Here is a 14,696-nt window from a genome sequence, read left to right on the forward strand (position 1 = left end):
GCGAGGACGATTTAACTAGGCGATAGCCACGGAGGAAAACGACGCACAGAGTTAGGCTTGAGAGCACCACTCACATGACTGGCGCTCATCCCCTGGCGGAATGATGGATATTCGGTCTATGCGAGATCGAAATGTCGGGGAAACGCCTGATGCAACAGCATAAGCACGGTCTTACGAAGCACGTCGGTTTCACGCTCAGGCGCATAGAGGTGATCCCAGAACCAAGCGCCATGCACCAGGTAGTTCAGGCCTTCGCCAAGCGCCCGCGGATCAATGTCGCTATAACCACCCTCGCGCGCTATTTGGGCGACCAATTCGGTGGCTTCAGCATTGTAGGCAAGATCGCCCGGCAGGCCGATCTCATGGTAAAGCTGCATACTTCTGCGGTCGCTGGCAAAGACGACAAACACCGAAACCCACTTCGGATGCTGGCGCCCGAAAATCTGCGCGCACTCAACCGCTGCCTTCAGGCGCTGAACAGCAGACAAGCCTGGCGCATGCACAAGCGTCGTCCATAACGCATGATACTGGTCGCTGAGATACTGCAATACGGCACGAAAGAGGTTTTCCTTGCTGCCAAAATGGAAAACCACCAGCGCCGTGGATCCATTGACGTGCTCGGCGATGCGCTGCATCGTCACCCGCGCCAGACCTTCGTCGGCGATGAGCTCTATTGTCGCGTCGATGATGCGCTGGACGCTCGCTTCGCCACGCTCGCGCCGCCCATCTTTGGGGGTCTGGCTGCCCCGTGAACGCTTGACCTCTGCCATTGCGACCCTGCGGTTCTCGGTGCAGCGGCCGCCGCGCGCGCCCGCATTAATTCACCGACCTCATTTCGGTTCTGGAGCATGGAAATCTCCAGTCTGCTCCGGCTCCCGTACTTCATCCGTTGATCGCGCACTCACCACATTTGTCGCATTGGATCAAGCGCCATGGGGAAAGCCTGTTGCACGCCACGGGGAACCCTGGGCAACCCGTGGCGCAAATGTGACAATGCCTGACTTGCCGATGTCAGAGTGCCGGGCGTGTTTCAGCGCTCCTGTACCATTGACCCTGCGCCGTTTCATAAGCCATCGCGGCGCGGAACACGTCGGCGTCGGAGTAGCTGCGACCGACAATCTGGATCCCAGTCGGCACACCGTTGGCCGCACGGCCCGATGGCACCGAAAGAACCGGACAACGGCTCACCATGTTGAACGGCGTGGTCATCGCCCAACCGAGCGACGGATTGACGCTTTTGCCGTTGATCTCGAGCGTGTCTTTGGTGTGATCGAACTCCGCCGGCACCGCGGCAAGCGCATTGGTTGGGCAGATCAACACATCGTATTTCTCCAGCATCGGACCGAGGGTCATGTACATCTGGGCCGCAACCTCAAGCGTGGCGACAAAGTCAGCGGCCTTCGACTTGTTTCCGCCCTCCGCGAACGCTCGTGCGTAGCTCGTCATGTCGTCTGCGTGGTCGTCAAGCAGCGGCGCCAACGAGGCTCCGAACAGATGCTCCAGATAGGCCATGCCCGAAGTCAGAACCTCATCACCCCAGCCGAGATCGACCTCCTCTACCGTGGCGCCCAGCGAACGGAACACATCGCATGCCGCCAATGTATTCTTGCGCACGTCGTCGTCCACCTCGAAGGACCCGAGATCCATGGAGAACGCAATCTTCCAGCCATTGATCGGTTTGTATTCAAGCGGCAAGCGCAGCTTCGGCCGCAACGTCGCGATGTCCAGCGGACTGGGGCCGGCCATGACGTTTTGCAGCATGATTGCGTCCTTGACGTTTCGCGCCAGCGGCCCGGTATGGCAATAGAAGTCGAGATTGAAGGGAGGCTCGTCAGGATTGCGCCCATAAGGTGGTTTGAAACCCACAACCCCGCAGGCCGCCGCCGGTATGCGGATCGATCCGCCAATATCCGAACCGGTCGCGATTGACGATGTGCCCGCCGACAACGTTGCCCCGGCGCCGCCGGATGAACCGCCCGTGGTGAAATCCGGGTTCCATGGATTGCGACTGACACCCCAGCGCTTGGACCAGGTAATGCCCGCGCAGCAAAATTCGGGCGTCGCCGTGCGGGCATGTATGATACCACCCGCCTTCATGATGCGCTCATTGCCGGTCGATGTGTGTCCGCTGATTTTGTCCTTTGACAGCAGTGAGCCGTGTGACGTCGGCTTGCCCTTAATGTAGCTCTCATCTTTGATGCCGATCGGCAGGCCTTCCAGGGCGCCGGTTTTGGCTCCCTTGGCATATTTCGCCTCTGCCTTGCGTGCCAGGTCCATCGCTTCATCAAAATGGGTGAAGGTCAGGCAGTTGATCGTCTCTTTCGTTGCTTCGGCACGGTCAATCGTCGCCTGCATCAGCTCGACGGGAGATAGCTTCTTTGTCTTGAAAAGTTGCAGCGCCTCGTGCGCGGGCATGTAGCAAAGGTCGGAATTGGACATAATTATTCTCCTGCGATAGCAGCGATCGCATTTGCAATTGTCAGATGGTGTGTGACCGGCTCCGGTCGTGGCGCTCAGATAGACCCGGCGGTTCTGCGCCGGGTTTGGCGCATGCGAGCTATTTCATCACATCCGTCCAGATCTTGGTGTACATGTTGCGGACGTTTTCCGGGCACGTGGGCATGAACTCGCCCTTGGCGACCATATCGGCCGGAACATTGATTTCCGTCGCGGTCTTCATATCCTCGGGCATGAATGCCTCCGAACCCTTGATCCCGTTCGCATAGCGCGCGAAGGCGGAAATCATCGCGGCATTCTCCGGATCCATGATGAAGTTCTGGAAGAGCTTGGCGTTATCGACGTTCTTGGCATCCTTGAGAACGGCGACGTTGTCCATGAAGATCGGATAGCCCTCCTTCGGATAGCCGTAGACGATTTTGTCGTTCTGTATCCTTTGTCGCAGCGAGGCGCCGTTCCAGTTCACGCCAGCTGCGACATCGCCTCTGCCGAGCCCATCGACCGCAGCATAGTCGAGAGAGAGCCATTTAGGCTTCGCCTCCACCAGCTTGTCACGCACCTTCCTCAGGACTTGCTTGTCGTCGCTGCAAAATTCGCCGCCGAAATATTTGATTGTCAGGTAGAGGATATCGCCCAGTTCCGGCAAGACATTGATCTTGCCGACGAGTTCAGGGGGTGGATCGAGAAAGATCGCCGAGGTGTTCGGGTCCCCGGAATAGACCGAAGTGTTGACCGATATGCCCGTCGTGCCCCATTGCCACGGTACCGTATATTTGCGACCCGGATCGAATGCCACGTCGACCCATCTGGGATCTACGTTCTTGAAGTTTTCCATCTGGTCGGGGCGCGTTTCCAGCAACATGCCTTCCGCGATCCAGATCGGGACTACGCTTGCAGATGGCACGACGATATCAAACCCGTGACCGCCCTGCCGGACCTTTGCAAGTGCCGTTTCGTTGGAATCGAAATCCGTGATGCTTACCTTGATCTTATAGGTTTCCTCGAACTTCTTGATGAGTTCCGGGCTGGTATAGTTTCCCCACGTGTAGATATTGAGCACCCCGTCGGCAAAGGCGACGCCAGTCGAAGTGAGCATCATCAGGGCGGCCGTAGCCGCAGTCGTCCTCCAGTCCATGATAGTCCTCCCGTTGGTTTTGAGCCTGAAGGCCGGCGGCCTCAGGTCCGTTTTCTGCTGACGAAGAAAAAGATGGTGACAATCCCGATCGACAGCAGCAGGAACACCGTCGAGATCGCATTGACTTCCGGCGTGACCATCCTTCGCAGTTGGCCAAGCATGTAGGTAGGCAGGGTTTCCTGACCACCGGACTTGATGAATTCGGTGATGACGACGTCATCGAGCGAGACCACGAATGAAAGCATCAGTCCCGCAATCACCCCAGGCCAGAGCAAGGGCAACGTCACCCTGCGGAAGCATTGCCAAGGGGTGGCATAGAGATCGGCCGCCGCAATCTCGAGAGACAGGTCCATATTTTCCAAGCGCGCCCTGATCGGCAGATAGGCGAACGGAATACAGAACGCCGTATGCGCCGCGATCAGGTAGCCCAGACCATTGTAGCCAGTCGCCAGCTTGATCCTGGAAAAGAAAATGAGAAGCGCTACTGCGAGTACGATCTCCGGCACGATCAGCGGCTGGTTGATGAACGCATACTTGAACCGCAGACCGCGATAGGGTTTCGTCCGAGTCGTTGCGATCGCGGCCATTGTCGCGGTGATCGTCGCAAGAACCGCGGCTACCGTCGCGATCTGGATCGAACGTATCGCGGCTTCGATAACCTGCTGATTGTTCCATGCCGCTTCAAACCAGCGCGTTGAGAACCCTTTCCATATGGCGGTGGAGTTGTTGTCGTTGAAGGCGAAAATGACCAGCACGGCAATCGGGACGTAGAGGGCAAAGAAGCAGAATGCTGCCACGAAGGTAAAGCCGCCCTGCTGCTTTACATCGAATCCGCCCGTGCGATTTACAGCCATGTCGAGCGCCTCCGCCAAATGGTATTGGTGACCGGATCGTGGGATCCGGATAAGCGGACGAGGTTGTCATCTGTGCTAACCATGACCCGCACCCGATTTGCTGGAGTTGCGCGAAAACAGCATCAGCACGATCATGACGATCACCATCAACGTAATTGACAGGGACGCGCCGAGCGGCCAGTTCCGCCCCTGGCCGAACTGCAATTCGATCAGATTGCCGATCATCAGGTTGGAGCCGCCGCCCATCACCCGTGGCGTCACATAAGCGCCAAGCGAGGGAATGAAGACCAGGATCGAGCCCGCAATAATTCCCGGCTTCACCAGCGGGATGATCACGCGTCGAAGCACCTGGAACCGTGATGCGTAGAGATCGTAAGCTGCTTCGACGAGGCGGAAATCGATTTTCTCCATACTGGCGTAGAGCGGCAGAACCATCAGTGGAAGGAACACGTAGATCATGCCGAGCATGACGGCAAAATCGGTGTACATGAGCTGGAAGGGCTGGTCGGTAACCCCAGTCGCGACGAGCAAGGTATTGATCGCACCATCATTGCGAATGACTTCCTGAATGGCGAATGTCCGGATCAGGACATTCGTCCAGAAAGGAATCGTGATCAGGAACAGCCAGATGTCACGGGTTCGCTCCGGCCGGGTGGTGATGAAGTAAGCCGTCGGAAATCCGACGATCAATGTCAGGATGGTGGTGCCGATTGAGAGCTTGATCGAACGCCAGAAGATCGACAGGTTGGCGTCGGCGAAAGACAAGGTGTCGTCGAACAGATCTCGCTCCAGAACCACGCTGGTCCAGGCGTCTGTCGAGAATTCCCACTTTACGTCCCCATAAGTGCCAGGTGTCAGGAACGAATAGACCACCACGATCAGCAGCGGACCTACCGCAGCAAACAGGATGATGAGAAGGGCCGGTGCCGACAGCAGCCAACGTGAGCGGATATCGGCGCGTTCGGCTTTTTCGATGACTTCCTTTGCGGTTCCCATCGTTCAATCCTTGAGGACTTGGGCAGCGTCGCTGTCGATCCTAATGCCGACATGTTCGCCCTTCTCGAAGCCGCAGCCCCCATTGCGCTTGTTCTGCTGACGCACCGTGAAGGGCGCGCCATCGCTCAACCGGACCTGGATATGCGTGTCGGTGCCGAAGTAGACGATGTTGTCGACCACACCCGTCATGTCGCCCGCGCTTTTGACGAGCTTGGCATGTTCCGGCCGCACAACGACCGTGGCCTTGCTGTTCGGCGTAAAACCTTCCGCGACTGTGGCGGAAATGTTTGCTCCCGAGCTCAGCGTCACGCTTGCCTTGCCGTCATCGATGCTGTTGACCTGGGCTATCAGGAAATTCGTTTCACCGATGAAATCGGCAACGAAGCGGTCGGCCGGACGGTCGTAGATTGCCCAGGGCGACCCCACCTGAAGGATCTTGCCCGCCGACATGACCGCGATGCGGTCCGACATCGTCAGTGCCTCTTCCTGGTCATGAGTAACGAAGATGAAGGTGATGCCGGTCTCGGCCTGCAGCCGCTTCAGCTCGATCTGCATTTCCTTGCGCAGCTTGTAGTCCAGCGCCGAGAGCGGCTCGTCGAGCAACAGCACTTTCGGTTGCGGGGCCAGCGCGCGGGCCAGCGCTACGCGCTGCTGCTGGCCGCCGGAAATCTGACTCGTGCGCCTGTTCTTCAGGTCCTGCATATGGACCAGCTTCAACATCGCATCGACGCGTGCCTCGATCTCCGCCTTCGGCCTGCCGAGCATTTCGAGCCCGAAGCTGATGTTCTGCCCCACCGTCATATGCGGAAACAGGGCGTAGCTCTGGAACACCGTGTTGACCGGCCGCTTGAATGGTGGAAGTGGGGCTATGTCCTGACCGTGAAGCAGGATTTCTCCGTCGGTCGGAAAGTCAAAGCCAGCGATCAACCTGAGCAACGTCGTCTTTCCGCAGCCGGAAGGCCCAAGCAGCGTGAAAAATTCGTTCTCTCGGATTTTGACCGAAACATCGTCGAGTGCCGTGACCGGCTCCAGGCCGGCTGATTGAAAAATCCTGGTTACGCTCTTCGCCTCGATGGCGGACTGAGTGGCTGTCAAAACGCTTCCCCTCGCGCTCTTTCGTGGCCATTCACCGGCGGGACGTCGGCTGGCCAACTGATCTGCAAGGTCGAGACTATTTTTTACTATTTAGTTAGTCAATATGATTTTGAGGCTGTTTCTACATTTCACTCTTCGAATTCGGAGGGCTATTTCGTTGGCTGAAACGCCCCTTCTTCACGGTTGCACAGTGGAAGGCATGAAGGCCGCCTGGTAACGGCCCGGCCGAGCAATTAGCGGGCGCCCCCGTGCTAGATCCTGATGTTCGGGACAATTTTAACGGCGCCTAAAGATTTCAACTCCAGAATGATCGCAACAATTTAAGTGTGCCTTTTCGAATAATTTCTTTGCCAGCGCCCGCTCCTTTCGTGCGGCATTTTTTCGGACTGTGGAAGGCTCACGCCACATCTGGTTTTGGAGACCTTTATGCCAGCCCAAATCACATCCGCAACCTACGACGCCGCCACCGGTCTTCTGACAGTCCTAGGCACTGGTTTTGTCGGCTTTGACGGCGCTGCAAACGACATCATCGCAAGCAAGTTTACCCTGTGGGGTGAAGGCGGCGCGACCTACACCCTGACGGACACGGCCAATGTCGAGATCACCAGCAGCACCAGTTTCACGCTGTCGTTGGGTGCCCTCGACAAACTCGCACTATCGCAAATCCTCAACAGCAACGGCATGGCGAGCACGGGCGCAACGACGTACAATCTTGCCGCCGGCGAAGGTTGGGCCCGGGACGCTGCTCAGGCGAACGAGAGCGCAGACATCTCCGGCAATGGCATTACCGTTTCCAATATTCCGGTTCCCACCATCACCTCGGCCACCTACGACGCATCCACAGGCACCCTGACCGTCACCGGCACAGGTTTCTTGTCGCGGTCCGGAGCAAGCAACGACATCCTGGCAAACAAATTTACCCTGACGGGTGAAGGCAGCGCGACCTACACCCTGACGAACACGGCCAATGCCGAGATCACCAGCGCCACCAGCTTTACCCTGTCGTTGAGTGCCACAGACCGGGCCGGGCTAGAGCAGATCTTCAACAAGAGTGGCACGTCGAGCACCGGCGGCACGACATTCAATCTTGCCGCCGGCGAAGACTGGGCCAACGGCGCCGATCCGGCGGTCGTCACCGCCGACGTCGCCAGCAATGGCGTAACCGTCTCCAATGTTGCGGTTCCCACCATCACCTCGGCCACCTACGACGCATCAACAGGCACCCTGACCGTCACCGGCACCGGCTTCACGAAATATGCAGGGGCAGCCAACGACATCATAGCAAACAAGTTCACCCTGACCGGCGAAGGCGGCGCGACCTACGCCCTGACGGACACGGCCAATGTCGACATCACCAGCGGCACTAGCTTCACCCTGTCGTTGAGTGCCACAGACCGGGCCGCAATATTGCAGATCCTCAACAAGAACGGCACGGCGAGCACCGGCAGCACGACATTCAATCTTGCCGCCGGCGAAGATTGGGCCAACGGCGCCGATCCGGCTGTCGTCACCGCCGACCTCACCGGCAATGCCATTAGCGTTTCCAATGTCCCTGTTCCGGCCATCACCTCGGCCATCTACAGTGCAACGACGGGCGCGCTAACCGTCACTGGCACTGGCTTCACGAAATATGCAGGGGCAGCCAACGACATCATAGCAAACAAACTTACCCTGACGGGCGAAGGCGGCGCGACCTACTCCCTGACGGACACGGCCAATGTCGAGATCACCAGCGGCACCAGCTTCACCCTGTCGTTGAGTGCCACCGACAAGGCCGCAATATCGCAGATCCTCAACAAGAACGGCACATCGAGCACCGGCACCACGACGTACAACATTTCAGCGGTCGAGGATTGGGCCAACGGCGCCGATCCGGCTGTCGTCACCGCCGACCTCACCGGCAATGGCATTACCGTCTCCAGTGTTGCGGTTCCAACCATCACCTCCGCCACATACGACGCAACGACGGGCGCGCTGACCGTCACTGGCACTGGCTTCACGAAATATGCAGGGGCAGCCAACGACATCATAGCAAACAAACTTACCCTGACGGGCGAAGGCGGCGCGACCTACTCCCTGACGGACACGGCCAATGTCGAGATCACCAGCGGCACCAGCTTCACCCTGTCGTTGAGTGCCACCGACAAGGCCGCAATATCGCAGATCCTCAACAAGAACGGCACATCGAGCACCGGCACCACGACGTACAACATTTCAGCGGTCGAGGATTGGGCCAACGGCGCCGATCCGGCTGTCGTCACCGCCGATCTCACCGGCAATGGCATTGCCGTTTCCAATGTTGCGGTTCCAACCATCACCTCCGCCATCTACAGTGCAACGACGGGCGCTCTGGTGGTCATCGGCACCGGCTTCACGAAACTCAGCGGAGCAGACAACGACATCCAGGCCAGCATGTTCACCCTGACGGGTGAAGGCGGCGCAACCTACACCCTGACGGACACGGCCAATGCCGAGATCACCAGCGCCACCAGCTTCACCCTGTCGCTGAGTGCCACCGACAAGGCCGGACTATCGCTGATCCTGAACAAGAACGGCACGGCGAGCACCGGCGGCACGACGTTCAATCTTGCCGCCGGCGAAGATTGGGCCAACGGCGCCGATCCGGCTGTCGTCACCGCCGACCTCACCGGCAACGGCGTAACCGTCTCCAATGTTCTGGCTCCCGAAATCACCTCGGCCACCTACGACGCTTCGACGGGCACACTGACCGTCACCGGCATCGGCTTCACGAAATCGGCAGAGCCAGGCAACGACATCATAGCAAACAAATTTATCCTGACGGGTGAAGGCGGCGCGACCTACGCCCTGACGGACACCGCCAATGTCGAGATCACCAGCGCCACCAGCTTCACCCTGTCGCTGAGTGCCTCCGACAAGGCTGGACTATCGCTGATCCTGAACAAGAACGGCCCGTCGAGTACCGGCGGCACAACGTTCAATCTTGCCGCCACTGAGGACTGGGCCAACGGCGCCGATCCGGCTGTCGTCACCGCCGACCTCACCGGCAATGGCGTAACCGTCTCCAATGTTGCGGTTCCAGTCATTACCGCCAATGCGCCGCCGACCCAGGCGATTGCCATTACCGACCAGATAGTGAGTGAAGATTCGCCCTTCAGCTTCACGCTGCCGGCGGGCACTTTCATCGATACGGATGGAGATGCGTTGCGCTACAGTGCAACGCTTGCCGACGGAGGCGGCCTGCCGTCCTGGCTGGTGTTCGATTCGGCAACGCAGTCGTTTTCCGGCACCCCGACAAATGGCGACGTTGGCGAAATCCAGGTGAAGGTGACGGCATCTGACCTGCGCAGCAGCACGTCCGATGTATTCAAACTCAAGGTCGAGAACGAAAATGATGTGCCGACGAGCATCGCTCTTTCCAGCAATCGGATTGCCGAGAACTCTGCGAACGGAACGGTCATCGGGATGCTTACGGCCGTTGATATGGACGTCGATGACGCCCTGACTTTCTCATTGGTGAAAAATCCGGGTGGCCGTTTCGAAATTGTCGATGGCATGCTGGTGGTTGCCGAAGGCGCCAGACTGGATTTCGAGAAAAAACCAACACATGACATCGTTGTGCGTGTGACGGACTCCGCAGGTGCGTTCAGGGACGAAACGTTCACGATCGAGCTCGGGGATTTGAAGAATGAGCCGCAAAAGCTCATCGGGGATGGCTCCAGCAATCACCTGAAAGGCGGGATTGGCAACGATCAGATTCTGGGGAAAGGCGGCAATGATGTGTTACGCGGCGGCCGCGGTAACGATTATCTGGATGGAGGCATCGGCAATGACAGACTCGCAGGCGGCCCTGGCGCTGATACCTTTGTTTTTGGCAAGAAATACGGCCACGATGTGATAAGCGATTTCCATCCTGGCGAGGGCGACATCATTGACCTCTCAGGCGCGGTTGGAATTGCCGGCTTTCAGGATCTGATGAAGAACCATCTGGAAATGCGCGGTGATGACCTGATCATAACGGCAGCGGACGACTCCAAGCTTGTTCTATTGGGTATCGACACGGGCGATCTCAGCAGGGACGTCTTCATTTTTTGACTGGACCTCCTGTTGAGCCGCAGTGCTGAATGCAAAAGGACAACAGCAACGCCTTGCGTCTGTCCAGAGCATGCAGCGAAAGCTTGGTGGTGAGGCTGTCCTATGAATGAAGCTGCTTCGGCAACGGTCAGCACAGATGGAACATGCCGCTCTGCGACTTGACCAGATAGGCCGGGTTCAACAGCGCCATGTCTCCCTTGGATGTCCCACCAGGGGACTCCAAGGTCCAAGTCTTTGATTTTAAAGAATAGTGGTGGGCCCGGAGGGACTCGAACCCCCAACCAAGCGGTTATGAGCCGCCGGCTCTAACCATTGAGCTACAGGCCCGGACCGCGTAGAAGCGGTTGATGCAATGGTCATGCGTCGTGGCAAAGGCTCTAGCGGAATTTATTCGACGCCGCAAGCGTTCGCCGCAAAAGCTGCACAATCGATTGTCATGGATTGCATTCCACAATTTCAGGAGGAAACATGCGTTTCGCACCATCTCTCGCCCTTGCCGCCGTTCTGCTTGCCGGCACTGTTACCCTGCCCCTGCCATCTCCCGCACATGCCGAGGCTACAATGCCGAGAGAAGCCACCATCATTGTCATGGGTGAAGCGGACGCTACCGCGGCACCTGACCTTGCCATTGTCACGCTGGGCGTGTCCAAGACCGCCAAGTCGGCGCGCGAAGCGCTCGACGCCAACAACACCGCAATGGCTGCGGTTCTCAAGGCACTGAAGGACGATGGCATTGCCGAGAAGGATTTGCAGACATCCGGCTTCTCCATCCAGCCGCAATACGCCTATCCGGAGAATCCGGACGGCACCCCCAAGACCCCGGAACTCACGGGATACACGGTCAACAACGCACTGACGATCCGTGTGCGCGAGCTAGCCAAGCTGGGCGACATCCTCGACAAGTCCGTGACACTCGGCGTCAACCAGGGCGGCGACATCCAGTTCACCAACACCGATCCCGCGAGCGCCATCGATACCGCACGCAAGACCGCGGTCAAGAATGCGATCGCCAAGGCCAGGACGATCGCCGAATCGGCCAGCGTCAATCTTGGGCGCATCGTCGAGATCACCGAAAACACCTCGCGCCCGGGCCCCGGCCCGGTCATGCGCATGTCGATGGCCAAGGAGGCCGCCGATTCGGTGCCGGTCGCCGCCGGTGAAAACACCTATACGGTCAACGTCAACGTAACCTTCGCCATCAAGCAGTAAATGAAAAGCCCTCCATGGTTCACACCATGGAGGGCTTGTGCGCTATCCGTCATGACAGGGGGTGGGGAGACGTGGCGGATGAGCGAACTCGTTAGAGGCGTGGGCAGCCGCGCACGTTGGCGAAGTACATCTTGGCCCATGTGCCCCGGATCTTGCCGGAAACCACGACGCGGTTCGGACCGACATTGCTAATGGCGACGCGGTTCATGCCCCGATTGGCAGCCTTCTGCAGTGCAAGGCCCTGCTGGCAACGGCCGTAGCCCGGACGCACCACCACCACCGGCGGACGAACATAAGCCGGGCGGACGACGACGACCGGCGGACGGACATGCACATGCGGTGCGCGAATACGCACATCGACATCGACCGAGCCGGCATTGGCCTGGCTGGTGGCGCCCATGGCACCAAGGCCTACGAGGGTTGCAAGGACGGCTTTGGTGATGAAATTGGTCATATCTGCTCTCCTGATATTCTTTCTGGCTTCGAAGACTATTGTCTCGCTTCAAAGCGTTGATCTCAAATTAGGACAGCAAGGCTGAACGATTTCGGAACCCCACGTTCAGGTGGCGTTCAGGATGATGAACGCGACTTTAACGCAATTGGATTTGCGCCTTTGGCGGCACCTCTGGAATTGACCAGGCTTACCCGCCTCAACGCGAAAGATTGCCGCTTTTGCGTTGAAAATAGCCCTTGGTATTATTGGATTGCATGGTCGGAAGGTCTATCAACGAGGTCTAAAGTGGCTCCTCGCCAGCGTGACAGGGTGAAAGAAGAATGAGCAAGACCAGGATAGGGGCGGAGCGGCTGCGCTCCAAGATCATGAGTGCGGAGGATGCCGCCTCGCTGATCAAGTCAGGTTCCACAGTCGGCATGAGCGGCTTTACCGGTTCCGGTTATCCCAAGAAGGTGCCGATGGCGCTGGCCGCCCGTATCGAGGCCGAGCACGCGGCCGGCAATCCATTCCGCCTGCGGGTCTGGACCGGTGCCTCGACCGGCCCAGAACTCGACGGAGCGCTCGCCAAGGCCGACGGCATAGAGTTTCGCCTGCCCTACAACTCCGATCCCATCGCCCGCGAAAAGATCAACCGTGGCGAAATGGAATATTTCGACATGCATCTCAGCCAGGTGGCGCCGATGGCCTGGCAGGGCTTTCTCGGCCCCCTCGACACGGCAGTGGTGGAAGTCTCCGGCATCCGCCCCGACGGCACGCTGATCCCCTCCTCCTCGATTGGCAACAACAAGACATGGCTCGACCGCGCCGACCAGATCATCCTCGAGGTCAACAGCTGGCAAAATCCGGCCCTCGAAGGCATGCATGATATCTACTACGGCACCGCGTTGCCGCCGCATCGCGTGCCGATACCGCTCGTCCGCGCCGACGACCGCATTGGTGACACGGTGTTCCATTGCGATATCGAAAAAATCGTGGCGATCGTCGAAACGGATGCGCCCGACCGCAACTTGCCGTTCAACCCGCCCGATGCGGTGGCCCATGCTATCGCTGGCCACCTGCTCGAATTCTTCGGCCACGAAGTCGCCAAGGGGCGCCTGCCCCAATCGCTGTTGCCGCTTCAGTCCGGGGTCGGCAACATCGCCAACGCCGTGCTCACCGGCCTTGTCGACGGGCCGTTCGAAAACATGACGGCATTCACGGAAGTCATTCAGGATGGCATGCTTGACCTGCTCGATGCCGGCAAGCTACGCATGGCCTCGGCCACGGCATTCTCCCTGAGCCCGGAAGCCGCCGCCACGCTCAATGCGGATATGGGGCGCTACCGCGACAAGATGATCCTCCGGCCGCAGGAAATCAGCAACCATCCGGAACTGATCCGCCGCCTGGGCTGCCTGGCAATGAACGGTCTGATTGAGGCCGATATCTACGGCAACGTCAATTCCACTCATGTGATGGGTTCTCGCATCCAGAACGGCATCGGCGGCTCGGGCGACTTTGCCCGCAATGCCTATGTCTCGATCTTCATGACGCCATCGACGGCCAAGGGGGGCAAGATCTCGGCCATCGTGCCGCAGGCAAGCCATGTCGATCACATTACCCAGGACGTGCAGGTGCTCGTCACCGAACAGGGTCTGGCCGACCTGCGCGGACTGTCGCCCAAGCAGCGGGCGGAGGTGATCATCGCAAATTGCGCGCATCCGGACTATCGGCCTGCACTCAAGGACTATTATGCGCGAGCCCTAAAGGGATCCTATGGCCTTCAGTCGCCCTCGCTGCTGAACGAGGCCTTGTCCTGGCACCAGCGCTATGTCGAAACCGGGACGATGCTCGGCTGAGCCCGGACGCATCAATGCTACAGACAAGCAAGCCCGGTCCGTTGCCGTGACCGGGCTTGTCGTTATCCGGTGACCGTCAGCTCAACGTGCCGATCAGTTCCCGGTAGGCTTTCTCAGGAAATGCCTTCATGGTGCGGCTTCTGACGTTGCCGCCCATCGCCAATGTCAGCCCGAAGCGTGCCATCACGGCATCGTCAGGGGCTTCGCAGACAGCCACCATGTCGCAATCTCCCATAGTCAGGTAGAAATCCCTGAACGATCCGCCCATCGCTTCCAGGGCTTTCTTGGCTGCATCGAGACGCTTGGGCGATTCACGGAGATTCTTCACGCCCTGCTCGGTCCAGTTCAGCATGATGATGTAGGTGGTCATGGCATTTCTCCTGTGCAGCGCCCCACCGTGAGCGCGCTGCTCCAATTCCGCACCCATGGAGACATTACGCCTATCGGTAGCAGCTAGCAAACGGCCAAAGTCATGACCTCCACCAAAGGTGGAGGTTTGAAACGCTGCGCTTGAACCGCTAGAAGCGGTTTTGCTATAGATTAGTAGCTACGATTAAAGAGGTCGGCAAAGTCGGAAGCTTTGTCGA

Annotated in this window: 11 protein-coding genes and 1 tRNA gene; 3 read left to right on the top strand and 9 right to left on the bottom strand. The window is 58.6% G+C overall.

Annotated features, from left to right (window positions below; all coding sequences use genetic code 11):
- Positions 1–116 precede the first annotated feature (116 nt).
- The 6 genes from JJB09_RS25330 to JJB09_RS25355 form a co-directional block, all read right to left on the bottom strand.
- Entirely contained in the window at positions 117–770 is a 654-nt protein-coding gene (locus JJB09_RS25330; RefSeq protein ID WP_201663890.1) for a TetR/AcrR family transcriptional regulator, read from the bottom strand.
- Positions 771–1,011: 241 nt separating this feature from the next.
- Positions 1,012–2,439, bottom strand: a complete 1,428-nt coding sequence (locus JJB09_RS25335) for an amidase (protein ID WP_201663891.1) — start codon at positions 2,437–2,439, stop codon at positions 1,012–1,014.
- A gap of 118 nt (positions 2,440–2,557) precedes the next feature.
- Positions 2,558–3,592 (bottom strand): extracellular solute-binding protein, encoded by a 1,035-nt coding sequence (locus JJB09_RS25340; RefSeq protein ID WP_201663892.1) that lies wholly within the window; start codon positions 3,590–3,592, stop codon positions 2,558–2,560.
- Between the two features lie 41 nt (positions 3,593–3,633).
- Positions 3,634–4,446, bottom strand: coding sequence for an ABC transporter permease (locus JJB09_RS25345; RefSeq protein ID WP_201663893.1), 813 nt, complete (start codon positions 4,444–4,446; stop codon positions 3,634–3,636).
- Positions 4,447–4,521: 75 nt separating this feature from the next.
- Positions 4,522–5,442: an ABC transporter permease gene (locus JJB09_RS25350; protein ID WP_201663894.1), complete on the bottom strand. Its 921-nt coding sequence runs from the start codon at positions 5,440–5,442 to the stop codon at positions 4,522–4,524.
- 3 nt (positions 5,443–5,445) lie between these two features.
- Complete coding sequence (locus JJB09_RS25355; RefSeq protein WP_201663895.1) at positions 5,446–6,537, bottom strand: ABC transporter ATP-binding protein; 1,092 nt, start codon at positions 6,535–6,537, stop codon at positions 5,446–5,448.
- Between the two features lie 426 nt (positions 6,538–6,963).
- Between JJB09_RS25355 and JJB09_RS25360 the strand changes: the two genes are divergently transcribed.
- Positions 6,964–10,611, top strand: a complete 3,648-nt coding sequence (locus JJB09_RS25360) for a putative Ig domain-containing protein (RefSeq protein WP_201663896.1) — start codon at positions 6,964–6,966, stop codon at positions 10,609–10,611.
- 251 nt (positions 10,612–10,862) lie between these two features.
- Here the strand turns inward: JJB09_RS25360 and JJB09_RS25365 are convergent.
- Positions 10,863–10,938, bottom strand: a tRNA-Ile gene (locus JJB09_RS25365).
- Positions 10,939–11,079: 141 nt separating this feature from the next.
- Between JJB09_RS25365 and JJB09_RS25370 the strand changes: the two genes are divergently transcribed.
- Positions 11,080–11,820, top strand: coding sequence for an SIMPL domain-containing protein (locus tag JJB09_RS25370; RefSeq protein WP_201663897.1), 741 nt, complete (start codon positions 11,080–11,082; stop codon positions 11,818–11,820).
- Positions 11,821–11,911: 91 nt separating this feature from the next.
- Here JJB09_RS25370 and JJB09_RS25375 read toward each other — a convergent pair whose 3' ends face one another.
- Positions 11,912–12,274, bottom strand: coding sequence for a hypothetical protein (locus tag JJB09_RS25375; RefSeq protein WP_201663898.1), 363 nt, complete (start codon positions 12,272–12,274; stop codon positions 11,912–11,914).
- 320 nt (positions 12,275–12,594) lie between these two features.
- On the opposite strand from JJB09_RS25375, the gene scpC reads away from it, so the two are divergent.
- The gene (gene scpC / locus JJB09_RS25380) at positions 12,595–14,109 is read left to right on the top strand and encodes a succinyl-CoA:acetate CoA-transferase ScpC (RefSeq protein ID WP_201663899.1); all 1,515 of its coding nucleotides are present in this window, start codon (positions 12,595–12,597) and stop codon (positions 14,107–14,109) included.
- A 76-nt stretch (positions 14,110–14,185) separates the two neighbouring features.
- Here scpC and JJB09_RS25385 read toward each other — a convergent pair whose 3' ends face one another.
- A complete protein-coding gene (locus JJB09_RS25385; protein WP_201663900.1) occupies positions 14,186–14,479 on the bottom strand; it encodes a GYD domain-containing protein in 294 nt (97 codons plus the stop codon).
- Positions 14,480–14,696: the final 217 nt, after the last annotated feature.

Source organism: Phytoamicus setariae, from assembly GCF_016722925.1.
Lineage (GTDB): Bacteria > Pseudomonadota > Alphaproteobacteria > Rhizobiales > Rhizobiaceae > Rhizobium_E > Rhizobium_E setariae.

Bases quoted from the DNA above. Each gene is read 5' to 3' on its own strand.
- JJB09_RS25330 (WP_201663890.1), bottom strand. From the start codon at position 770: ATGGCAGAGGTCAAGCGTTCACGGGGCAGCCAGACCCCCAAAGATGGG.
- JJB09_RS25335 (WP_201663891.1), bottom strand. From the start codon at position 2,439: ATGTCCAATTCCGACCTTTGCTACATGCCCGCGCACGAGGCGCTGCAA.
- JJB09_RS25340 (WP_201663892.1), bottom strand. From the start codon at position 3,592: ATGGACTGGAGGACGACTGCGGCTACGGCCGCCCTGATGATGCTCACT.
- JJB09_RS25345 (WP_201663893.1), bottom strand. From the start codon at position 4,446: ATGGCTGTAAATCGCACGGGCGGATTCGATGTAAAGCAGCAGGGCGGC.
- JJB09_RS25350 (WP_201663894.1), bottom strand. From the start codon at position 5,442: ATGGGAACCGCAAAGGAAGTCATCGAAAAAGCCGAACGCGCCGATATC.
- JJB09_RS25360 (WP_201663896.1), top strand. From the start codon at position 6,964: ATGCCAGCCCAAATCACATCCGCAACCTACGACGCCGCCACCGGTCTT.
- JJB09_RS25370 (WP_201663897.1), top strand. From the start codon at position 11,080: ATGCGTTTCGCACCATCTCTCGCCCTTGCCGCCGTTCTGCTTGCCGGC.
- JJB09_RS25375 (WP_201663898.1), bottom strand. From the start codon at position 12,274: ATGACCAATTTCATCACCAAAGCCGTCCTTGCAACCCTCGTAGGCCTT.
- scpC (WP_201663899.1), top strand. From the start codon at position 12,595: ATGAGCAAGACCAGGATAGGGGCGGAGCGGCTGCGCTCCAAGATCATG.
- JJB09_RS25385 (WP_201663900.1), bottom strand. From the start codon at position 14,479: ATGACCACCTACATCATCATGCTGAACTGGACCGAGCAGGGCGTGAAG.